Here is a 22,217-nt window from a genome sequence, read left to right as displayed (position 1 = left end):
CCCCGGAGGGGAGTCACCCCGCCGCGACATCGCCTGCTCGTCGAGCCTAGGTGGCCGGAGCCACCGACCGCAGCCCCGACAGAGGTGAGGCTATTTCGCATTCTTCGCCGGACAGTTAGCGTGCACCAGTGGCCACCGAACGTGACGAACTTCGCGAACGCCTCGACCGGGCGACCGCCCACCTCGACCCGCCGTACGCGGTCCTGGACCTGACCGCCTTCGATGCCAACGCCGCCGCCCTGGCCGACCGGGCCGGGGCCAAGCCCGTCCGGCTGGCCAGCAAGTCGGTGCGCTGCCGCGACCTGGCCAGCCGGGCGTTGGCGCGGCCCGGCTGGCGGGGGGTACTCGCCTTCACCCTGGCCGAGGGGATCTGGCTGGCCCGGACCGGACTCACCGACGACGTGCTGGTGGCCTACCCCAGCGCCGACCGGGCGGCGCTTGCCGAGTTGACCGCCGACACCACCCTCGCCGACCGGGTCACCCTGATGGTGGACGCCACCGGGCAACTCGACCTCGTCGACGCCGTCCGCCCCGCCACCCGGCGTCCCGCCGTCCAGATCTGCCTCGACCTGGACGCCTCCTGGCGACCCCTACGCGGACGGTTACACCTCGGGGTACGCCGATCGCCGGTGCACAGCGCACGGGCCGCCGGCGCGCTCGCCGCCGCGATCACCGCCCGGCCCGGCTTCCGGCTGGTCGGGCTGATGGCGTACGAGGCACAGATCGCCGGCCTCGGCGACGCCCCGCCCGGCCGGGCCGCGCTGGCCGCCGCGATCCGGCTCGCCCAGCGCGGGTCGTACCGCGAGTTGCTGGCCCGTCGTGGTGCGGCGGTGGCCGCGGTACGCGAACACGCCGACCTGGCGTTCGTCAACGGCGGCGGCACCGGCAGCATCGCCGCGACCAGCGCCGATCCCGCGGTCACCGAGGTCACCGCGGGATCGGGGCTGTACGGGCCGACGCTCTTCGACGCCTACCGGACCTGGCGCCCCACCCCGGCCGCGTTCTTCGCCTGCCCGGTGGTCCGGCACCCGGCCCCCGGGCTGGTCACCGTGCTCGGCGGCGGCTGGATCGCCTCCGGGTCGGCCGCGCCCAGCCGACTGCCCACCCCGTGGCTACCCGAGGGACTGAAACTGATCAACGCGGAGGGCGCCGGTGAGGTGCAGACCCCGCTCACCGGCCCGGCGGCGGCCGGACTCCGGCTGGGCGACCGGGTCTGGTTCCGCCACGCCAAGGCCGGTGAGCTGTGTGAACGGGTGAACGAACTACACCTGGTCGCCGACGACACGGTGGTGGCCACGGTGCCCACATACCGGGGCGAGGGACGGGCCTTCCTGTGACCCGGACGTCAGCCGGGCTGGTTGCTGACCGCCGGGGCGTCGACCTGGCGGTGCAGGTACTCCCGGATCAGCGCCTTGGCCTCCACCAGCACCCGCTCGTCGCCGTCGGGCTGACGGCGGAAGGCCAGCTTGATCAGGGCGTCGGCGGCCTCGACGGCGATCTCCAGGATGAACCGCAACCGGGGCTCGTCGGCGATGCCGAAACGCTCGATGAGCACCCGGGCCAACTGGTCGGCGATCACGCCGTTGTTGTCCCGCTGCTCGTCGAGCAGGTGCAGGTCGACCACGTCGCCGAAGTGGAGGGTACGGAATCCGGGGACCGTACGGTGCATCGTGATGTACTCGTCGATGCCCGCGTCGACCCCGTCCCACCAGTGGGCGAGGTCGTCGACGGCGAACCGCTCGTCGAGTCGCTGCAGGTACGACTCGATCGTGCGCAGGGTCAACGCCTGCACGATCGCCCGCTTGTCCGGAAAGAACTGGTAGACCGACCCGATCGCCACCTCGGCGCGCTCGGCGAGCAGGGTCGTGGTCAGGCCCTCGTACCCCACCTCGTCGACGAGTTCGGCACAGGCGTCCAGCATCCGCTGGACCCGAGCGACGCTTCGACCCTGCACCGGTACCCGGCGCAGTGGCCCGGTCGTGGCGGCTGGTGTGGACACTCGGCGCCACCCCCCTTCGACGGATGAACATATCTGCCCGTCACGAATGCGTGACTACCGGTACTAACGAGCCGACCTCGATTGCGGTATCTACCAGGGACAACGTTCCTGTTGCGAAGTTCGTTCACCTATGTTTCGAGGAGGGTCGATGGCCGAACCGGTGACACCGCGTGTCCTCTGGACCAACTGGGCGGGCAACCAACGGACCACCGCCGAGGTGATCCGACCCGGCACCGTCGCCGAGACCGTCGCCGCCGTCCGGGCCGCCGCGGCCCAGGGTCGACGGATCCGACCGGTCGGCAGTGGCCACTCCTTCACCGCCCTCGCCGTCACCGACGGATACCACCTCCAGCCGGGTGGCGATCCGCTTGCCGGGCCGCTCGATGGCTTGGCCGACAGGCCAGGTGGTGGGCCGCTTGCCGGGCCGGGTGACGGGCCGCTTGCCGGGCCGGGTGGCGGGCCGCTTGCCGGGCCGGGTGGCGGGGCCGGTGTCCGGGTGGATGTCGATCGGCGGCAGGTCACCGTGCCGGCCGGGACGACCCTGCGGGCGCTCAACCGACTGCTCGACCGGCACGGCCTCGCGCTGCCCAACCTCGGCGACATCGACGCGCAGACCATCGCCGGGGCGATCTCCACCGGCACCCACGGCACCGGCGCGAGACTCGGCTGCCTGGCCACCGCCGTCACCGCGTTGACCCTGGTCACCGGCACCGGCGAGGTGCTGCACTGCTCGGCCGACCAGCACCCCGACGTCTTCGCCGCCGCCCGGGTCTCCCTCGGCGCGCTCGGCATCCTGGTCGACGTGACCCTCCAGTGTGTCGACGCGTTCGTGCTACACGCCCACGAACGACCGGCCCGGCTCGGCGACGTACTGGCCGACCTGCCGGCCCTGGTCGAGGCACACGACCACGTCGAGTTCTTCTGGTTCCCCTACACCGACCGGGTGCAGGTCAAGACCAACGACCGGGTACCTGTCGACGACCGGCCACTGTCCCGGTGGCGCGGCTGGCTCGACGACGACCTGCTCGCCAACACCGTCTTCGGTGCCGCCTGCCGGCTCGGCCGGGCCGTACCGGCGTTGGCCCCGACGATCAGCGCGACCGCTGCCGGGCTGCTCGGTGAACGCCGCTACACCGGCCGCTCCGACCGGGTCTTCTGCTCACCGCGCCGGGTCCGTTTCACCGAGATGGAGTACGCCCTGCCACGCGCCGCCCTGCCCGAGGCCCTCGACGCGCTGCGCCGCATCGTCGACACGCTACCGACCAGGGTGCTCTTCCCGGCCGAGGTACGGTTCACCGCCGCCGACGACATCTGGCTGTCGCACGGTCACGGGCGGGACTCGGCGTACCTGGCCATCCACCAGTACGCCGGAATGCCGTACGAGCCGTACTTCCGGGCCTTCGAACGGGTCGCCACCGACCTGGCCGGCCGGCCGCACTGGGGCAAGCTGCACTGGCGCGACGCGGAGTCCCTCGCCCCCGCCTACCCGCGGTTCGCCGACTTCCAGCGCCTCCGCGACCGCCTGGACCCCCACCGCGTCTTCGCCAACCCCCACCTGACCCACCTCCTCGGCCCCTGACCGAGAACTGTCCCTACCCCTCGGCCCTCGGCTGTCGGCCCTCGGCCCTCGGCTTCGACGCAAGCCCATTCCATCTCCCCACCCACCCACCCACCCCGTCACCGCCGGAGCGGGCCCCGAAGTGAATCTTGGACACTTACCGTTCTATTTGGACGGTAAGTGTCCAAGATCTACACCCCGGTCGGGCACGGAGAGGGCGAGGCGCATCGGCGGCGGAAGAGGGCGGGAGCCGGGATGATCGACGGGTCGGGGCTGGTGGGGGTGACCGAGAAATCGAACCACCTTGCACCCACCTGTCCGGTCGGGCCAGCGAGGCGTCGAGCAGTCCAGGTGATGGGTAGAAGAGCCCTTGGGCTTCGTTTCCCAGTCACCCTGTCTGCCGCAGATGCCTCGCAGGCCGGCGAACAGGACAGGCCGTCGAACAGGACAGGCCGGCGAACAGGGCAGGCCGGTCCAAGGTGGTTCCGTCTCCGGTCAGACCTTCGGGCTCACTCGGAGGTTGAGGTGCTGCTCTGTTTCCTGGGGGCGGCCTTTCGGGGGGCCGCCTTCTTGGCGGCGGTCGCCTTCGCCGCACCCGCACCCGCACCACCGGCACCGGCCTTCGCCGCACCGGCCTTGGTAGCAGCCGCCTTGGTAGCAGCCGCCTTGGTAGCAGCCGCCTTGGTCGCGCCCGCCTTCGCCGCACCGGCTTTGGCCGCAGCCGCCTTGGTGGCAGCCGCCTTCGTCGCGCCGGCGGCCTTGGTGGCGGTCTTCTTGGCGGGGGCCTTCTTGGCGGTGGCCTTCTTCTTCGGGGCCGGCCCCTTGGCCCGCTTCTCGGCGAGCATCTCGGAGGCCTGCTCGACGGTCAGCTCCTCCGGGGTCTGGCCGCGCCGCAGCGAGGCGTTGAACTCCCCGTCGGTGACGTACGGGCCGAACCGGCCGTCCTTGATCACCAGTGGCTTCTCGGTCAGCGGGTCGACGCCCATCTCCCGCAGCGGCGGCGCGGCGGCTCGACGCTGGCGGGTCTTCGGGGCGGCCAGCAGGGCCAGCGCCTCGTCCAGCGTGACGGTGAACATCTTCTCTTCCGAGTCAAGCGAGCGGAACTCGTCACCACGCTTGACGTACGGGCCGTAGCGGCCGTTGTTGGCGAAGACCTCGCCGCCGTCGGGGGCCACCCCGATCAGGCGGGGCAGGCTGAGCAGCCGCAACGCCTGGTCGAAGGTGAGCGAGTCCGGCGACTGGGAGCGCAGCAGCGAGGACTTGCGTTCGCCACTGGCGACGTACGGGCCGAAGCGGCCGGCCTTGAGCAGGATCGGCTCCCCGGTGGCCGGGTCGTCGCCGAGCTTGCGCTCGCCGCCGCCGCCCAGGAACAGCTCGTGCACCTTCTCCGGGGTCAGCTCGTCGGGGGCCAGCCCCTCCGGGATCGGCGCCCGGTCCCCCTGGCTACCGCCGTCGGCAGCACCGCCCTCGGCACCGCCAGCACCAGCACCACCGGCACCAGCGGCACCAGCGGCACCCTCAGCACCAGCACCGCCGGCACCGGCACCGGCGGTCGTGGCCGACTCGCCACCGGGCAGTTCCCGCTGGAGGTACGGCCCGTACCGGCCGACCCGGACGACTACCTCGCGGCCCTCGTCGTCGATGTGCAGCGGGATCGAGTTGACGCTGCGCGCGTCGATCTCGCTGAGGTTCTCGGTGACCAGCTTCTTCAGCCCACCGGAGCGGGCGATGTCCTGGTCACCCGCGCCGTTGGCGCCGCCGAAGTAGAAGGCGGTGAGGAAGTCGACCGCCGCGTGGTCACCGCCGGCGATCTCGTCCAGCTCGTTCTCCATGCTGGCGGTGAAGTCGTAGTCGATCAGGCGGGGGTAGTGCCGTTCCATCAGCCCGATCACCGCGAAGGCCAGGAACGTGGGGATCATCGCCTGGCCGCGCTTGGTGACGTACCCCCGGTCCTGGATCGTCTGCATGATCGACGCGTAGGTGGAGGGGCGGCCGATGCCCAGCTCCTCCAGGGCCTTGACCAGCGAGGCCTCGGTGTAGCGCGACGGCGGCTGGGTGTGGTGGCCCTGCGCGGCCAGCTCGTCGGCGGTCAGCGGCTGGCCCTTGACCAGGTTGGGCAGGCGACGCTCGGCGTCCTCGGCCTCGGCGTTCTCGTCGTCGCTGGACTCGACGTAGGCGCGCAGGAAGCCCGGGTCGGTGATGGTCTTGCCGGTCGCGCCGAAGTCGGCCTCCTCCTGGGCGACCGAGACCGCGCGGATGCGGACCGAGACGCTGGAGCCGACCGCGTCGGTCATCTGCGAGGCGATGGTCCGCCGCCAGATCAGCTCGTAGAGCTTGAACTCCTCGCCGGAGAGCTCGTTGGCCACGTCGCCCGGGGTCCGGAAGTTGTCCCCGGCCGGGCGGATCGCCTCGTGCGCCTCCTGGGCGTTCTTGACCTTGCCGGTGTAGCGGCGCGGCTCCGGCGGCACGCTGCGCTCGCCGTACAGCTCGACGATCTGCCGGCGGGCCGCGGCGATGGCGGTCTCCGACAGGTTCACCGAGTCGGTACGCATGTAGGTGATGTAGCCGTTCTCGTAGAGCCGCTGCGCGGTACGCATCGTCTGCTGGGACGAGAACCGCAGCTTGCGGGCCGCCTCCTGCTGGAGGGTGGAGGTGATGAACGGCGCGTACGGGCGGCGGCGGTAGGGCTTCTCCTCGACCCGGGTGACCGTGAACGGCCGGCCCTCGAGTCGGGCGGCCAGCCCCCGTGCCCCGTCGGAGTCGAGGTGCACCACGCCGGCGCCGGGGCGTACCCGGCCGGTGGTCGGCTCGAAGTCCTTGCCGGTGGCGATCCGGTCGCCGTTCAGCGCGACCAGGGTGGCGTTGAAGTTTCGCGGGCCCTCGCCGGCGTCGGTCACCGCGAGGGTGGCCAGGATGTCCCAGTACTCGGCGGTGCGGAAGGCCATCCGCTGGCGTTCCCGCTCGACCACGATCCGGGTCGCCACGGACTGCACCCGGCCCGCCGAGAGCTTCGGCATGACCTTCTTCCACAGCACCGGGGAGACCTCGTAGCCGTACAACCGGTCGAGGATGCGCCGGGCCTCCTGGGCGTCGACCAGGTCCCGGTCGATCTCCCGGGGGTTGGCCACCGCGGCCTGGATCGCCGGCTTGGTGATCTCGTGGAAGACCATCCGCTTGACCGGCACCTTGGGCTTGAGGGTCTCCACCAGGTGCCAGGCGATCGCCTCGCCCTCGCGGTCCTCATCCGTGGCCAGGAAGATCTCGTCGACCTCCTTGGCCAGCTTCACCAGCTTGCTGATCTGCTGCTTGCGGTCGGCGGAGACCACGTAGAGGGCGTGGAAGCCGTTGTCCACGTCGACCCCGAGCCGGGCCCACGACTCGCCCTTGTACTTGGCGGGCACGTCGGCGGCGTTGCGCGGCAGGTCACGGACGTGACCGAAGCTGGCCTCCACGACGTACCCCGGGCCGAGGTAGCCCGAGATCGTCTTGGCCTTCGCCGGTGACTCGACGATGACCAGACGGGTGGTCCTGGCGTTGCTCGGCACGTTACTCCCCGACCTCACTCCTGCTCGTGTCCCCGCCGACCGGCCCGGCACGGACCCGCTCCGGGCCCCACCGGCCCACGGCGGTCCGGACGTCCAACGTAACGCCTCGCCCGCGTTTCGGTGTCGCAGGCGGCGACCCGTCCCGCCCCGGCGACGGCGGTCGACACCACCGCTGCACCGGTCGACCCGGACGGCACGACCGTACACCGTGGGTAGGCCGGTCAGTCGTCGACCGTGACGAACCCGCCTCACCGGTCGAGGCGGGACCAGCCCATCCTCCGCCGGAAACGACCCGTGCGGCTGTCCCCCATCGGACAGCACACCGAACGTTACAGCGACGGACGTCACCGCGTCAGGGGTCCCGGGCCGGCCAGTGCGTCCCGGGCACCGTCGGCGGCGGATCGCCCACCAGTTCGGCCAGGCGGGCCAGCCGACGGCGGCCGGTGATCCGGTACGCCGGGCCGCCCGCCGCCGGGTCCAGCAGGATCCCGGGCAGGCCGACGGCGGCCAGCGCGGCACCGACCGGCTCCCAACCGGCCTCGTGCCCGCCCAGCCCGAACCGGAAACCGGACGGGTCGGCGGTACCGGCGGCCATCAGCCAGAGCCGCAACCGGCGGCCGTCGAGGTGGAAGCGGGCGGGTGGGCACTGGACGTCGCCGCGCAGCCAGGCCACCGCCAGCGGAGCCAGCGTGCTGGCGTACGAGGTACGCACGGTGTGCCGCTGGTCGGCGGTGGGCTCCCAGGCCGCGGCCAGTCCCCGGCGGGCCAGCTCACGCACCAGGGCGTGTACCCGCCAGGCGGCGTCCACGACGATGCTCAGGCGGGCCGTGCCGCCCATCCGGACCACCTCGCCCGGCCCGGCGAGCAACCCGGCCAGGTCGGCGACCGACGGCTCGGCCACCTCCGCGCCGAACAGCGAGAGCTGCCGGACCGCCGCCCCGGGTGGGCCGGTGGTCGGGTCGGGTGGCGTCAGCGACACTCCGGGACCTCGTCGAAGGCCTGTTTGAGCTCTTCCGAATGCAGCCGGCTGGTGTCCAGCGCGCCGGCGTCGTACTCCTCGTTCAGTTTCGTCACGGCGGCCCGGACCCCGTCGTAGAAGGCGGCGGGTTCGCCGGTGCCCAGTCCGTCGATGGTGTCGCGGGCCCGGCCGTACGCGTCCCGCACCTTGCCCAGCGCGGCGAGGAAGCCGGCAGCAACCTGCTCGCCCTGGTCGGCCTGGGGCACTCCGGCCTCCTCGACCGTCCGGCGGGCGGTCTCGCTCGCCTGTTCCGCCCCGGCGAACAGACGCACCAGATTCTCCTTCGCCTGGGGCGGGGTGGTCTTGGCGGTCATCTGCTGCTGCGTGCTGCTGGTCAGCTTGCTGATCTCGGCCCGCCACGGGGTGAGCGCCTCGCAGACCGAGGCGGCCCAGGCCCGGGGGCTGGGCCCGCTGGCACAACCGGCGACGAGCAGGAGCGTGGCCAGGACGACCGTCAGCTTTCCGGCGGCGCTCGCCCGGCAGGTACGCATGCGTTGCAGGGTACGGCCTCAGGCCACGCATGCCACCGGTCAGGTTTGCCGACCGGACCCCGGCGGGGACCCCGACCGAAGGTGATCGGTCGGGGTCCCGTCATCCGGTACGACTCAGGCGTTCACCGTCTCCGGACGCTGGTCCGAGCGCCCGGCGTCACCGTCGTCGGCGTCGGACATCGCCACGCCCTTGCGCTTGCTGAACACCACCGCCGCGACGACGATCAGCGTCGCCACCACGGCGATGCCGATGCGCAGCGGCGCGTTGCGGTCGTCGCCGACGCTGAACGCCACCACGGCCGGGGCGATCAGCAGCGACACCAGGTTCATCACCTTGAGCAGCGGGTTGATCGCCGGGCCGGCGGTGTCCTTGAACGGGTCACCGACGGTGTCGCCGATGACGGTGGCGGAGTGCGACTCGGAGCCCTTGCCGCCGTACGCGCCGTCCTCGACCAGCTTCTTGGCGTTGTCCCAGGCCCCGCCGGAGTTGGACAGGAAGACCGCCATCAACGTGCCGGCACCGATCGCGCCGGCCAGGTACGCCGCCAACGCGCCCGGACCGAGACCGAAACCGACCGCGATCGGGGCGAGGATGGCGAGCAGCCCCGGGGTGAGTAGCTCCCGCTGCGCGTCCCGGGTGCAGATGTCGACCACCTTGCCGTACTCGGGGCGCTGGGTGCCGTCCATGATCCCGGGCAGCTCGCGGAACTGCCGGCGCACCTCCATCACCACGGCACCTGCCGAGCGGGAGACCGCGTTGATGGCCAGCCCGGAGAAGAGGAAGACCACCGCCGCCCCGATGATCAGGCCGACCAGGTTCTGCGGGTTGGCCACGTTCAGCGCGTTGAGGATCTCCGCGCCGACGTCACCGACACCCGCGTCGGCGTACGCGGTGCGCAGCGTGTCGGTGTACGAGCCGAACAGCGCGGTCGCGGCGAGCACGGCGGTGGCGATCGCGATGCCCTTGGTGATCGCCTTGGTGGTGTTGCCTACCGCGTCGAGCTCGGTGAGCGTCTGCGCGCCGTGCTCGTCGATGTCGCCGGACATCTCCGCCACGCCCTGGGCGTTGTCGGAGATCGGGCCGAAGGTGTCCATCGCGACGATCACGCCGACGGTGGTGAGCAGGCCGGTACCGGCCAGCGCCACGGCGAACAGCGACAGCGTGATCGACCCGCCGCCGAGCAGGAACGCGCCGAAGACACCCGCGCCGATCAGCAGCGCGGAGTAGACCGCCGACTCCAGGCCGATGCTGATGCCGGCGAGGATGACGGTGGCCGGCCCGGTCTGCGAGCTCTTGCCGATGTCCTGCACCGGCCGCCGGTTGGTCTCGGTGAAGTAGCCGGTCAGCGCCTGGATCGCGGCGGCCAGCACGATACCGATGACCACCGCGGCGATGACGGTGCCGCGCGGGCCGAACGGCGGGTCGCCGCCGTCGACACCCAGCCCCTGCCGCCACTGGTCGCCGAGCTGGTCGGCCCAGCTGGGCTGGAGGTAGCCGAAGGAGGCGACAGCCACCAGCGCGGCGGAGATCACCGCGGAGAGGTAGAAGGCCCGGTTGATCGCGGTCAGCCCGTTGCGGTCGGAGGCGCGCAGCCGGGTGATGAAGACACCGATGATCGCCACCAGTACGCCGATGGTCGAGATGATCAGCGGCAGGACCAGGCCCTCGTTGCCGAACGCGGCCCGACCGAGGATCAGCGCGGCGACCAGGGTGACCGCGTACGACTCGAAGAGGTCGGCGGCCATGCCGGCGCAGTCACCGACGTTGTCGCCCACGTTGTCGGCGATGGTGGCCGCGTTCCGCGGGTCGTCCTCGGGAATGCCCTGCTCGACCTTGCCGACCAGGTCCGCGCCGACGTCGGCGGCCTTGGTGAAGATGCCACCGCCGACCCGCATGAACATGGCGAGCAGGGCGGCACCGAAGCCGAAGCCCTCCAGCACGGTCGGCGCGTCACCCCGGTACAGCAGCACGACCGCCGCCGCACCTACCAGGCCGAGGCCGACGGTGAGGAAGCCGACCACGCCACCGGTCCGGAAGGCGATCTTCATGGCCGCCTCGCGGCCACCTTCACGTTCCCGGGCGGCGGCGGCGACCCGCAGGTTGGCGCGGGTGGCCAGCCACATGCCGGCGCCACCGATGAACGCGCTGAACAGCGCGCCGACCACGAAGAACGCCGAACGGCCGATCTTGACCAGCAGCTCACTGCCGTCGGTGTCGTGCACCGGCAGCAGGAAGAGCAGCACCACCGCGATGACCACGAAGATCGCCAGGGTCCGGAACTGCCGGGTCAAGTACGCCGAGGCACCCTCCTGGACAGCTCCGGAGATCTCCTGCATCTTCTCGGTGCCCGTACCGGCCGCCAGGACCGTCTTGGTGAGGGTGGCGGCGAAGACGAGGGCCACCAGCGCGACGACCGCCGCGATGACGACATACGTCAGATTGGCACCGGTGAGGGAGAGCTCGCCACCCTGGGCGGCCAGAGTCCCGGACATCTATGTCCTCCTGAACCGTGCACTCGCGCCGACGGTGGAGACGCACCGACCGGCGCCCGGATGCGGAAAAGCAAGTGCGCCGGCCCGTCGGGGCAGACCAGCGCCGAACGTACCCGCTGGCTGCGGGGCGGATCACTTGCTGACAACCCGGGTACTGTAGCCGCCGGTCGTGTTGGAGGTCACACGGAGGGTGCACCCACGGCTGATGATCTTCGTCGCTGTGTTACGAGGAAAAATCTGATATAGGCAGTCGTCGACTCCGCTTTAGCGGAGCACCTGTCGCCGCCGCTGCGGGGTCAGCGGGACACCGGCCAGACCATCCGGACCTCGGTGCCGACGCCCTCGTCGACCGGGCGCACCTGCAGGTCCTCGACGAACCCGGCGAGCAGGGCGAAGCCCACGCCGGTGGTCAGCGCCTCATCGGTGAGCGACTCGTTGGCCAGCGCGTCCGGCGGCAACGCGGCCAGGCCGATGCTCGCCTCGATCGGGGCCCGGTCCACCACCCGGACCGCGTACGTCCCGCCGTCGGACATCTCCACCAGCACCGGATCGGGCACCCCGTACTGCCGGTGCAGGGCGACCGCCCGGGTGCAGGCCTCGCCGATGGCCAGGCGTACCTCGTCGAGCAGGTCCTCGCGGACCCCGGCCCGACGGGCCACCGCGACGCCGACCAGGCGGGCGGTGCGCACGTGCACCGGAGCGGGCGAGAAGGAGAGCTTGACGGTCGCCATCACGCGCCGGAGCCGGTCGGGTCCGCCTCGACCGCCGCGTCGACCGTGGGGTGCAACGGGAAGACCTGGTCCAGCGCGGTGATCCGGAAGATCTTGAGCAGCGGCTCCTTGTCGCAGACCAGCGCGAACGAACCACCGGCGGCCCGCAGCCGCTTGAGCGCCCCGACCAGCACACCCAGGCCGGTGGAGTCGAGGAAGTCCACCCGACCGAGATCCACCACGATCCGCCGGTCCCCGCCGTCGATCAACTCCAGCAGCCGTTCCCTCAGCCGGGGGGCGGTGTAGACGTCCACCTCGCCGCCGACGGAGAGCACCGTGTGCTCCCCCACCGTGTGGGTCGCCAGCGACAGCTCCATCGGTCCTCCTCGCAAGAGCCGTAAACTCTTCTGGGGCATCTAACCATCCCCGGTCGAAGCCCCCGGTGGAGCGTCGACCGCTCCACCCCATACCCAGCACCCCCGGTTTTCATCTCCGAACACCAGTGCGAGAGTGCAGGACGTGACCTCCGCAGCCACCCGAGCCGGCCGCGAGCGGACGCCGGTGGCGGCGCCCGCCGACCTGCTACGCCGGCTGCGCGCCCGGACCGCCGGTGACCCGGTCACCCACGTCGAGCAGGTGCCGGCCCGCACCGGCGTACCGGCGCCCTGGCCCGACTGGGTCCCCGAGGAGCTACGGGCGGCGCTGGCCGGGCGCGGCGTGGACGCGCCCTGGCGGCACCAGGCCGAGGCGGCCGACCTGGCGTACGCCGGCCGGCACGTGGTGGTCGCCACCGGCACCGCCAGCGGCAAGTCCCTGGCCTACCTGCTGCCCGCCCTGGCCACCCTGCTCGCCGACCCGCGCGCCACGGTGCTGTACCTGGCCCCGACCAAGGCCCTCGCCGCCGACCAGTTGCGCGCCGTCGCCGCCCTGGAACTACCCGGGGTACGCCCCGCCTGCTACGACGGCGACACCCCGCGCACCGAACGGGAGTGGATCCGGCGGCACTCCCGGTTCGTGCTGACCAACCCCGACATGCTGCACCACGGCATCCTGCCCGGACACGCCCAGTGGTCCGGGTTCCTGCGCCGGTTGACGTACGTGATCGTCGACGAGTGCCACACCTACCGGGGCGTCTTCGGCTCCCACGTCGCACACGTGCTCCGCCGGCTCCGCCGCCGCTGCGCGCCGTCCGGCCGGGGTTCGGCCGGCGTCCCGGGCCGCTCGGGCGCGGCGGGCGCGGGCTCGGCGGCCGCGGGCTCGGGCTCGGGCTCGGCGGGCGCGGGCTCGGCGGGCGCGGGCTCGGCGGGCGCGGGCTCGGCGGGCGCGGGCTCGGCGGGCGCGGGTGATGGTCGGATTCCCCGGCAGGTGGGGGCGGGGGCGGCCGGTGGGCCGGTCTTCCTGCTCGCGTCGGCCACCTCCGGTGACCCGGCGACGACCGCCGGACGACTCACGGGGGTGCCGGTAACCGCCGTCACCGAGGACGCCTCGCCGCGCGGCGGGGTCACCTTCGCCCTCTGGGAGCCGCCGCTGCTCCCGCCGGACTCCGCCGTGGACGCCGCCGTCGCGGAGCTGACCCAGGTCCGCCGGTCGGCGCTGCGGGAGACCGCCGACCTGCTCGCCGACACGGTCGCCGAGGGGGTACGCACGCTCGCCTTCGTCCGGTCCCGCCGGGGTGCCGAGGTGGTCGCCGCCAACGCCCGACGGGCCCTCGACGAGGCCGTCGCCGGGCTGGGTGACCGGGTCGCCGCCTACCGGGCCGGCTACCTGCGGGAGGAACGCCGGGAGTTGGAACGGGCGCTGCTCGACGGCGACCTGCTCGGGCTCGCCTCCACCAACGCGCTGGAACTCGGCGTCGACCTGGTCGGGCTGGACGCCGTGCTGATCTGCGGTTGGCCGGGCACCCGGGCGTCGCTGTGGCAGCAGGCCGGCCGGGCCGGACGCTCGGGGCAGGAGGCGCTGGCGGTGCTGGTGGCCCGGGACGACCCGCTGGACACCTACCTGGTGCACCACCCGGAGGCGCTGTTCGGCCGCCCGGTCGAGGCGACCGTGCTCGACCCGGCCAACCCGTACGTGCTCGCCCCACAGTTGGCCTGCGCGGCGGCCGAGTCCCCGCTCACCCCCGCCGACCTGGAGCTCTTCGGCGACGGGGCGAAGGAGGCGGTGGACTCGCTGGTCGCCGCCGGCGCGCTGCGGGCCCGGCCGACCGGCTGGTACTGGCGGCACCGGGAACGCCCCGAGGTGGACCTGCGGGGCTCCGGCGGCGCACCGGTCTGCGTGGTCGAGTCGGCCACCGGTCGGCTGCTCGGCACCGTCGACGGCGGCTCGTCGCACTTCCTGATCCACCCCGGCGCGGTCTACCTGCACCAGGGCGTGTCGTACGTGGTGGACGAGTTGGACCTCGCCGACGGCTGCGCGCTGGTGCACCCGGAGGAGCCGGACTGGTCCACCCACGCCCGGGACGTCACCTCGCTGTCGGTGGTCTCCGTAAGGTCGTACGTGGACGCCGGCCCGGTCGGGCTCTTCCTCGGCGAGGTGGACGTGACCAGCCAGGTGGTCTCGTACCAGCGGCGACGGATCGCCTCCGGCGAGGTCATCGACACCCGCCCGCTGGACCTGCCCGCCCGTGAGCTGCGCACCGTCGCGGTCTGGTTCACCGTGTCGCCGCAGGCGCTGGCGCTGGCCGGGGTGGAGCCGGCCGACGTCCCGGGCGCCCTGCACGCCGCCGAACACGCCGCGATCGGGTTGCTGCCGCTGATCGCCACCTGCGACCGGTGGGACATCGGCGGACTCTCCACCGCGCTGCACCCGGACACCGAGGCCCCGACCGTCTTCGTCTACGACGGGCACCCCGGCGGGGCCGGCTTCGCCGAACGGGCGTACCGGACGGCCACCGAGTGGCTGCGGGCCACCCGGGAGGCGATCGACCAGTGCGGCTGCGAGTCCGGCTGCCCGTCCTGCGTCCAGTCCCCGAAGTGCGGCAACGGCAACAACCCGCTGGCCAAGCCGGAGGCGGTCCGGGTCCTCGACGTGGTGCTGGCCGAGCTGGCTGGCCGGCGGCAGGAATAGATCGCGGTCAGTCTGGGAAATGGGGGGCGTGGGAGCGCTTCCATCGACGTTGGCGCAGCCCTTAGCTCGTTGCCCTTCCGCCGGAGGAGGAGTCGTGGCCGACACCATCGCCGAAACTGTCGACCTGCTGTACACGATCAACCAGGAGCACCTCACCCCCGACCAGCAGATCGCCCTGGGCTCGGCGCTCGCCGCGCTGGCCCAGGCCGAACGACTGGACCAGATAAGTGAGCGGCTGCGCAGCATCCACCAGGTGCTCAACACCTTGGTGATGCGGGTACCGGTGGACGGCGGACGCTGACCCGCTGACCCGGGCGGCGCGGTGCCGGTCGTCCGGGCGGGAGCAGGCACCAGCGGGTTGCCGGATTGTGCAACACTCCGGCGCACCCTTCCAAGGAGATATTCATGCAGCCAGACGTTCTGCAGGGCCAGCAGCAGTTCCACATCCGCCAGCGCATCCGGCTGATGGTCAACCAGTACGAGGTGCACGCCGTCGGGCCCGACGGTGGTGAGGCCGGGCTGCTCGCGTTCGCGCAGCAGAAGCGGCTCGCCTTCAAGGAGCAGGTGACCATCTACACCGACGACACCAAGCAGCAGCCGCTGCTCGGTTTCAAGGCCCGGCAACGGCTCGACCTCGCCGCCACGTACGACGTGACCGACGCGGCCGGCAACCCGATCGGCCTGTTCCGTAAGGACTTCGGCCAGTCCCTGCTCCGCTCGACCTGGCACGTCGAGCAGCCCGGCCTGCCGGCGGTCGTCGGCCAGGAACGCAGCATGCCGGTGGCGATCCTGCGGCGCTTCGTCGACTCGCTCTCCTGGCTGCCGTACCACTTCGACTTCGTCGCCAACGGTCAGCCGGTCTTCTCGGTGATCAAGAAGTGGGGCCTGCGCGACCGGTACGTCGTCGAGATCCCCAACCCGCAGATCGACCGGCGGCTGGTCATCGCCATGTCGATCGCCCTGGACGCGCTCCAGGGCCGGTGACCCGCCGGAGGTGCCGACCGCCGAAGGTCGGCACCTCCCTCCACCGCCCCGGCCGGGCTGGACCGTCCACGACAGCACGCTCACCACCCCCGTCACGCGCGTACCGGGCCGGCGCGGGCGGTGGCGGTGACGGTCCGGGTGAGGCCGGGCAGGGCGGTCACGGTGACCGCCGCCGTCACCTGCACGTCGAGGCCGTCGACCCGGCAACCGGTAAGCCGCCCGCCGTTGGCCTCGGCGAGGGTCGCGGCGGAGCGGCAGGCCGCCTCGTCGCCCTGGGCCACCGCACCGGCGCCGGCGAGCGCCGCGAAGTCCGCCGCGACGCCGGCCCGCTGTCGGGCCACCCCGGCAGCGGCGACCGCCGCGGCGAAGGTCGCGAACGTGAGCAGCACCAATCCCGCGGCGAACACACAGACGGTGGCCCCACCCCGGTCCCCGGGCGCACTTTTCACCGGGACGGCTCCGGTAGGCCCGGTTCCACGGCGGCGACGACGGTGGCGGAGACGTTGAGCCGGGGCAACCGAGCACCGAGGGCCCGGACCGGAGCCCGCACCGTCGCGGTGACCCGGCCGGCATCGACGCCGACGGTGACCTGGGCACCGACCGGCGCGACACCGACGGCCGCCGCCTCGCCGTCGTCGCCCCGGGAGGCGGCCAGGGCCGCCTCCCGGGCCGCGTTCAGACAACTGGCCTTCGTGCTCACCGAGTCGACGGCGGTCAACCCGGTGAGCAGGAGCAGCAGGAGCGCCGGTAGGCCGGCCGCCAACTCGGCGGTGAACGAGCCCCGGTCGTCACCGGCCCACCGGCGCCGGGTCACTGCAGGGCCCGGTCGACGACCCCGGCCAGCGCCGCCTGCACGCTGTCGGAGGTCAGCACCTTGAGCAGCAGGCCGGCGAAGGCCACGGCGGCCAGGGTGCCCACCGCGTATTCGGCGGTGTTCATCCCGGCGTCGCCGCGCAGGCGGCTGCGTAGCCGGGTTCGTAGCCGGGTGAGGAGTGTGCGCATGTCGTTCCCTTCTCGAAGGAGTTGTCAGAGCACGTCGCCGAGGACGGCGACGATCACCGGCACCAGGCCGGCGAGAATGAAGGCCGGCAGGAAGCAGAGCCCCAGCGGCAGCACGATGAGCACGCCGGCCCGACGGGCCGAGGCCTCCACGGCCACCGACCGGTCGGCCCGCAGGTCGTCGGCGAGCCGGGTCAACGCACCGGTCAGCGCCGCGCCGCTGGCCGACGACCGGATGGCGGCGGCCACCAGCCGGTCCGCCCCGGACACCGGGGTCAGGTACGCCCACGCCTCGCCGGGCTCACCACCGAGCAGCAGCGTCCGGCCGACCTGACCGAGTCGCGCACCCAGTGGACCGTCGAGCGTCTCGGCCACGGCCAGCACCGAACGGTCCACCGGGGCACCCGCCCGCAGGGCCGCCGCCAACAGGTCGGCGGCCAGCGGCAGGTCGGTGGCCTCCCGCAGCCTGCGCCGACGTTCCGCCGGGGGCTCGATCCGTCGGAGCAGCCGGTCGGCGAGCACCGCCGTGGGCAGCGCGCCGATCGCCCCGGCCCAGCCGCCGACCACGACCGCCACGGCCAGCCCGCCAAACGCCGCCGCCCAGCGGATCCGGTCCGGCCGCCAGCCCGGCCGGGGACGGACACCGGCCTGCGGCCCGGCGGAGTCGACCGGCCCGGTGCGTCGCGGCCTCGACGTCCCGGCCGGGGCGGCCGGCAGCCGGCGCAGGCGACGCAGCGGACGGCGGGTGGCAAGGGCGACCAGCGCGGCCACCGCCACGGTGCCCAGACCGGCGAGTAGCAGGGATGCCTGGGACATCAGCCGACTCCTCCCGGCCCGCTGGTGAGCTTGTCGGCCCAGGCCAGCCCGACGGCCTGCAGGGCGACGGCGGCGAGGGTGCAGGCGGCCCCGATGGGGGTGTGCAGCAGGATGCCGATCGGGTCGACGCCGATGCCGTAGCCGAGTCCGATCCCGCCGAGCGGCAGCGCGGCGAGCAACCAGGCGGTCGCCCTGGCGCCGGCGGCCTGCGCTGCCGCCGCGGCCAGCCCCCGGTCACCGGCGCGGTGGTCCGCCTCGATCCGCTCCAGCAGCTCGGCCAGGGGTGCACCGGTACGTTCGGCCAGGCGTACGGCGGCCACGGTCAGCTGCTCGATCCGATCCGGCACGTCGCCCCGGTCCGGCACGTCGCCCCGCTCCGGCACGTCGATCCGGTCCGGCCTGTCGATCCGGTCCGGCCTGTCGATCCGATCCGGCCTGTCGATCCGATCCGGCCTGTCGATCCGGGCGGCGGTCGGGCCCGATCCGGTCAGCCGCATCGTCGTCGGTGCCGGTAGCCCGGCCCGCAGGTCGGCGGCGAGGGCGCAGAGCTGGTCGAGGCGCCGCCGCCGGGCGCGCTGCGCCCGCCGGGTGCTCTGCCGTCGTATCAGCGCACCGCTGCCCAGCAGGGCGTACCCGGCGCAGGCCACCGCCGCCACCGGACCGGCCGACACACCACCGGCCACGGCTGCGGCGAGGCCGCTCAGGAACAGGGCCCGCCGGGGCACGTCGGCGATCCGGCCCGGTAGCCGCGCGATCCGCACCCGCCAGCCGGCGTGGGCCGCGTCCGGTGGGTCGTCGTGCGGGTCGGGGAGAGCATCGGGGTGCTCGTCGAGCGCCGGGGGCGCCAGCGTCGCTACCGTCGGCGGTCGGAGGGACTCCCGGCGGCTGGGCGGCCGGGACGGCAGCGGCCGGACCTGGCGGTGATACCCACCGATCTCGGGTCGCCCCGCCCCGGCACCCGGCGGCACCGACCCGGTGCCGGACCGGCCGGGACGGGGTGCGTCGTGCTCCGGCGTACGGCTCAGCTCGGTAACCCAGGTGACCAGCGGATCCGGTCGGGACGGCACGACGCGACGGGCCTGCCGTCGGGCCATCGCCCCGAGCAGCCCGGCGACCACCAGGACCGCCACGACCAGCGACCAGACCAGGGCGGTCATCTCCGCTCCCCGGTCGAGGCCAGCACCGCCGGTGGCGGCACCTCGCGGGTGTGCAGCAACGCGGCCAGGGCACCGGCGGCCGGGCCGGGCCCCTGCCCCCGGGTCCAGGCGGGAACCACGCCGACCAGGCGTTCCGGCCCTTCGGGCAGTAGCAGGCAGATGGACTCCAGCAGCCGGCCCCGGGCACCCCGGCGGACCTGGAGGATCACCTGGAGGGCGGCGGTCACCTGGGCGTGCAGGGCCGCCCGGGGCAGCCCACCGAGCAGCCCGAGCGCCTCCAACCGGGCCGGCACGTCGACCGGGGCGTTGGCGTGCAGGGTGCCCGCGCCACCGTCGTGGCCGGTGTTCAGGGCGGCCAGCAGGTCGACGATCTCCGCGCCCCGACACTCCCCCACCACCAGCCGGTCGGGACGCATCCGCAGCGCCTGCCGGACCAGGTCGCTCAGCCCGACCGCGCCGGAGCCCTCCACGTTGGAGGTGCGCGCCTGTAGGCCGACCACGTGCGGGTGCACCGGGTACAGCTCGGCCGCGTCCTCCACCAGCACGATCCGCTCGGTCGGCGGCACCAGGCCGAGCAGCGTGTTGAGCAGCGTGGTCTTGCCCGAGCCCGTACCACCGGTGACCAGGTACGCCAGCCGACCCGCCACGACGGCGGCGAGCACCGGGGCCACCGCCGCCGGCACGGTCCCCTGGCGGACCAGCTCGTCGAGGGTGAACGGCCGCTGCCGGAAGGTCCGCAGCGACAGGTACGGGCCGGTGGTCGCCACCGGCGGCAGGACCGCGTGCAGCCGGGTCCCGTCGGGCAGCCGGGCGTCGGCGTACGGCACACCGTCGTCGAGGCGTCGCCCGGCACCGGCCGCCAGCCGCACCGCCAACCGCCGGACGTCCTCGACGGTGCCCATCGGGACCGCCACCTGGTGCAGGCCCCGGCCCCGGTCGACCCAGACCCGGGTGCCGTTGACCAGGATGTCGGTCACCTGCTCGTCGGCGAGCAGCGGAGCGAGCGGTCCCGCGCCCACCAGGTCGTCGTGCACCCGGTCGGCCATCCGCAGCAGCGCCGTGTCGCCGAGCACCGCGGCGGCCGGCTCGGCGCGTACGGCGGAGACGATGGCGGCGGCGGTGACCGGGGTGGCCGCGGTGGCGAAGCGCTGCCGGACCCGGGCGGAAAGCGCCTCGGTGTCCGCGCGGGCGGTCACGCCGCACCCGCCGTCGACCGGCCGGTCACCTCGGCGACGAGCCGCTGGCAGAGCACCGCGAGCGGCCCCCGCCCGGCGGCGGCCGGTGCCTCGCCCCGTTCCAGGCCCCGGCAGAGACCCGGCTCCGGGCGCAGCGTGCCGACCAGCGGCAACCCGAGGGAGCGGGCGATCTCGGCCGCCTTCAACCGGCCCGGCGCCGGGCCGCGGACGATCACCGACAGCTGCGCGCAGTGCGCGGCGGCGGTGGCGACCACCCGGGCCGCCGCCGCGGTGGCGCGCAGCTCGGCGGGCACCACCAGGTAGGCCTGGTCGGTGCTCTGCAACGCGATCACGGCCGCGTCGTCGAGCTGTCGGGGCAGGTCGACGACCACGAAGTCCCGGCCGCGCCGCGCCGCGTCCATCGTGGCGGCCATCGCCGGAGCCGGCAGGTTGAGCAGCTCACCCCGGTCCCAGGAGAGCACCACCAGGTCGCCCCGGCTGGGCAGGGCGCGCACCAGGGCCGGCGGGTCCATCCGGCCGTCGGTGTCGCTGAGCGCCGGCCAGCGCAACCCTTCCAGTTGCTCCCAACCGAGCACCAGGTCGAGACCACCGCCGAGCGGATCGGCGTCGACGAGCAGGGTACGCAGCCGGGACCGGGCGGCGGTGACCGCGAGCCCACCGGCGAGCACGCTGGCCCCGGCACCACCCCGCCCACCGAGCACCGCGACCATCCGGGCGGTCGAGGTCGGCTGGTCCGGGGCACACTCCACGAACCGGTCGACCAACCACGGCTCGGCGGCCGGCAGCGTGGCGACGTGCTCGGCCCCGACCAGCTCGGCGATCTCCCAGCCGGGGTCGAGCTGACCGGAGCGGCCCACGATGACCAGCCGTGGCCGGCGCGGCAACCGGGCCCGCAGACAGGCCTGAGCCTGGTCGCTGCCGACCAGTACCAGGGGTGCGGGCAGCCAGCGGGCCCGCGCGGCGGCCGGATCGGCCGCCACGTCGACCTCGACGCCCCCGGCCGCGGCGAGCCGGAGCAGGTCGTCGAGCAGTTCACCGTCGGCGGTGACGATCAGCGGCCGTCGTCGGCCGGTCGGAACGGAGGTACGGGGCGGCATCGCGGCCTCCAGGGGTACGGGATGACTGAGGCCCCACCCTGCCGTCACCGGTACGCACCCGGCCGCTCACCAACCGTCGCCTGTGGATAACTCTGTGGACTGTGGATAACGCCCGCGAACGCGGTGGATCTGCTATGTCCGAAGCACCCCCGGATGAAGATCAATCGAGCGCACCATTGACGAATCCACCGGTCCTGACCGCATAATCGTGGCCGTGCCACTGGCGACAACGCCGGTGGCACCCGCGTACTCGGGATCAGGGGTTCATGGCGGACGCACCGGACCACACTCGCGGCGAGCCGCGCATCACACTCAGCACCTACCCGACCGGGACGGATACTCCCGGCGTACCCCTCGTGGGTCTGTCGGAGCACGACGGGCCGCGACGGCGGACGACCGGCCGGGGCGGGGCGGCGGTCGTGCCGGGTCTGGTCGCCGTCGGGCTGCTCGCGGCCCTGGCGATCGGGTTGCTGCCCTACCTCACCGGGCCGCAGCGGTCGGAATACCAGCCGATGGACGAGACGCCGATCGCGATCGTCGGGGCGGACAGCCTTCAGCCGGCCCCGCCGCCGACCGGCACCGGCGCGACCTCGTCGGGCTCGCTGTCGGCCCGTGCGACCGCGACGAGCCCGCCCCCGCCCACCTCCACGGCCACCCCCACTGCGACGCCCAGCACCTCCCGGCCCTCGACCCGACCGCCGGCCCCGAAGCCCGCCAACACCCCGTCGGTACGCCCCAGCACGGCACCGCCTTCGCCCCGTCCGTCGACCGCACCACCGAAACCGTCCAGCTCACCACGGCCGGCGGAACTCACGCCGCTGCCCGCCTCGGCCGAGCGGCGGCTCCGCTCGGTCGGCGGCGGTGCGCAGACGTACGTGGAGTTCCGGAACACCCGCGCGCACCCGGTGGTGATCCACTGGATCGGCTACGACGGCCGCCGACGCCAGTACGCGGTGCTGGACCCGGGCCAGACCCGCCGCCAGCACACCTACGTGGGGCACCCGTGGGTGGTCACCACGGTCCGGGGGTACGCGCTGGCCTGCTTCCAGCCGGAGGCCCGCACCGCCACCGCCGTCATCGGCTGACCC

20 protein-coding genes are annotated in these 22,217 nt (G+C 73.4%); 6 read left to right on the top strand and 14 right to left on the bottom strand.

Translation table 11 applies throughout. The annotated features are described in order from the left end of the window. The first annotated feature begins 128 nt into the window (after window positions 1-128). A complete protein-coding gene (locus GA0070617_RS02810) occupies window positions 129-1,337 on the top strand; it encodes an alanine racemase (protein ID WP_091433574.1) in 1,209 nt (402 codons plus the stop codon). A gap of 8 nt (window positions 1,338-1,345) precedes the next feature. On the opposite strand, the gene GA0070617_RS02805 is transcribed toward GA0070617_RS02810, so the two are convergent. Then, window positions 1,346-1,999, bottom strand: a complete 654-nt coding sequence (locus GA0070617_RS02805; protein WP_175440413.1) for a TetR/AcrR family transcriptional regulator — start codon at window positions 1,997-1,999, stop codon at window positions 1,346-1,348. Window positions 2,000-2,147: 148 nt separating this feature from the next. Between GA0070617_RS02805 and GA0070617_RS02800 the strand changes: the two genes are divergently transcribed. Further along, window positions 2,148-3,578 (top strand): D-arabinono-1,4-lactone oxidase, encoded by a 1,431-nt coding sequence (locus GA0070617_RS02800; RefSeq protein ID WP_091433570.1) that lies wholly within the window; start codon window positions 2,148-2,150, stop codon window positions 3,576-3,578. Between the two features lie 488 nt (window positions 3,579-4,066). On the opposite strand, the gene topA is transcribed toward GA0070617_RS02800, so the two are convergent. From topA to GA0070617_RS02770, 6 genes are all read right to left on the bottom strand, one after another. Continuing rightward, window positions 4,067-7,102, bottom strand: a complete 3,036-nt coding sequence (gene topA / locus GA0070617_RS02795; protein ID WP_091433568.1) for a type I DNA topoisomerase — start codon at window positions 7,100-7,102, stop codon at window positions 4,067-4,069. Between the two features lie 352 nt (window positions 7,103-7,454). Further along, window positions 7,455-8,081, bottom strand: a complete 627-nt coding sequence (locus tag GA0070617_RS02790) for a hypothetical protein (RefSeq protein ID WP_229688408.1) — start codon at window positions 8,079-8,081, stop codon at window positions 7,455-7,457. Further along, on the bottom strand, window positions 8,072-8,611 hold the full coding sequence (locus GA0070617_RS02785) for a hypothetical protein (RefSeq protein ID WP_091433566.1): 540 nt from the start codon (window positions 8,609-8,611) through the stop codon (window positions 8,072-8,074). Before GA0070617_RS02785 ends, GA0070617_RS02790 begins: the two co-directional genes overlap by 10 nt. A 114-nt stretch (window positions 8,612-8,725) precedes the next feature. Next, a complete protein-coding gene (locus GA0070617_RS02780) occupies window positions 8,726-11,104 on the bottom strand; it encodes a sodium-translocating pyrophosphatase (RefSeq protein WP_091433564.1) in 2,379 nt (792 codons plus the stop codon). 296 nt (window positions 11,105-11,400) lie between these two features. After that, window positions 11,401-11,838, bottom strand: a complete 438-nt coding sequence (locus GA0070617_RS02775; protein WP_091433561.1) for an ATP-binding protein — start codon at window positions 11,836-11,838, stop codon at window positions 11,401-11,403. Continuing rightward, window positions 11,835-12,191 carry an STAS domain-containing protein gene (locus GA0070617_RS02770; RefSeq protein ID WP_091433558.1) on the bottom strand — a complete coding sequence of 119 codons (357 nt, stop codon included), beginning with the start codon at window positions 12,189-12,191 and terminating at the stop codon, window positions 11,835-11,837. The genes GA0070617_RS02775 and GA0070617_RS02770 overlap by 4 nt, the downstream gene beginning before the upstream one ends. Before the next feature lie 133 nt (window positions 12,192-12,324). Here GA0070617_RS02770 and GA0070617_RS02765 point away from each other — a divergent pair, with 133 nt between their 5' ends. From GA0070617_RS02765 to GA0070617_RS02755, 3 genes are all read left to right on the top strand, one after another. Then, complete coding sequence (locus GA0070617_RS02765; protein WP_425312147.1) at window positions 12,325-14,880, top strand: DEAD/DEAH box helicase; 2,556 nt, start codon at window positions 12,325-12,327, stop codon at window positions 14,878-14,880. 94 nt (window positions 14,881-14,974) lie between these two features. Then, window positions 14,975-15,181, top strand: a complete 207-nt coding sequence (locus tag GA0070617_RS02760; RefSeq protein WP_091433555.1) for a hypothetical protein — start codon at window positions 14,975-14,977, stop codon at window positions 15,179-15,181. A gap of 104 nt (window positions 15,182-15,285) precedes the next feature. Beyond that, window positions 15,286-15,864, top strand: coding sequence for an LURP-one-related family protein (locus GA0070617_RS02755; RefSeq protein WP_091433552.1), 579 nt, complete (start codon window positions 15,286-15,288; stop codon window positions 15,862-15,864). 92 nt (window positions 15,865-15,956) lie between these two features. Here the strand turns inward: GA0070617_RS02755 and GA0070617_RS02750 are convergent, their stop codons facing one another. Genes GA0070617_RS02750 through ssd form a run of 7 tightly spaced genes read right to left on the bottom strand, consistent with a single transcriptional unit; the run spans window position 15,957 to window position 21,129 of the window. Then, a complete protein-coding gene (locus GA0070617_RS02750; RefSeq protein ID WP_091433549.1) occupies window positions 15,957-16,313 on the bottom strand; it encodes an Rv3654c family TadE-like protein in 357 nt (118 codons plus the stop codon). Beyond that, a complete protein-coding gene (locus tag GA0070617_RS02745) occupies window positions 16,310-16,678 on the bottom strand; it encodes a TadE family type IV pilus minor pilin (RefSeq protein WP_091433544.1) in 369 nt (122 codons plus the stop codon). Before GA0070617_RS02745 ends, GA0070617_RS02750 begins: the two co-directional genes overlap by 4 nt. Further along, window positions 16,675-16,866: a DUF4244 domain-containing protein gene (locus tag GA0070617_RS02740; protein WP_091433542.1), complete on the bottom strand. Its 192-nt coding sequence runs from the start codon at window positions 16,864-16,866 to the stop codon at window positions 16,675-16,677. The genes GA0070617_RS02745 and GA0070617_RS02740 overlap by 4 nt, the downstream gene beginning before the upstream one ends. A gap of 24 nt (window positions 16,867-16,890) precedes the next feature. Continuing rightward, window positions 16,891-17,679, bottom strand: coding sequence for a type II secretion system F family protein (locus GA0070617_RS02735; protein WP_091433538.1), 789 nt, complete (start codon window positions 17,677-17,679; stop codon window positions 16,891-16,893). After that, window positions 17,679-18,836, bottom strand: coding sequence for a hypothetical protein (locus GA0070617_RS32120; RefSeq protein ID WP_308472688.1), 1,158 nt, complete (start codon window positions 18,834-18,836; stop codon window positions 17,679-17,681). Before GA0070617_RS32120 ends, GA0070617_RS02735 begins: the two co-directional genes overlap by 1 nt. After that, entirely contained in the window at window positions 18,833-20,032 is a 1,200-nt protein-coding gene (locus GA0070617_RS02725) for a TadA family conjugal transfer-associated ATPase (RefSeq protein ID WP_091433534.1), read from the bottom strand. Before GA0070617_RS02725 ends, GA0070617_RS32120 begins: the two co-directional genes overlap by 4 nt. Further along, on the bottom strand, window positions 20,029-21,129 hold the full coding sequence (ssd, locus tag GA0070617_RS02720) for a septum site-determining protein Ssd (protein WP_091433531.1): 1,101 nt from the start codon (window positions 21,127-21,129) through the stop codon (window positions 20,029-20,031). Before ssd ends, GA0070617_RS02725 begins: the two co-directional genes overlap by 4 nt. A gap of 356 nt (window positions 21,130-21,485) precedes the next feature. Between ssd and GA0070617_RS30980 the strand changes: the two genes are divergently transcribed. Further along, window positions 21,486-22,214 carry a VHL beta domain-containing protein gene (locus GA0070617_RS30980; protein WP_229688547.1) on the top strand — a complete coding sequence of 243 codons (729 nt, stop codon included), beginning with the start codon at window positions 21,486-21,488 and terminating at the stop codon, window positions 22,212-22,214. Window positions 22,215-22,217: the final 3 nt, after the last annotated feature.

The organism is Micromonospora yangpuensis (assembly GCF_900091615.1).
Taxonomy (GTDB): domain Bacteria; phylum Actinomycetota; class Actinomycetes; order Mycobacteriales; family Micromonosporaceae; genus Micromonospora; species Micromonospora yangpuensis.
The sequence above is the reverse complement of the archived record's forward strand: the minus strand, read 5'-3'. Positions and strand labels throughout refer to the sequence as shown.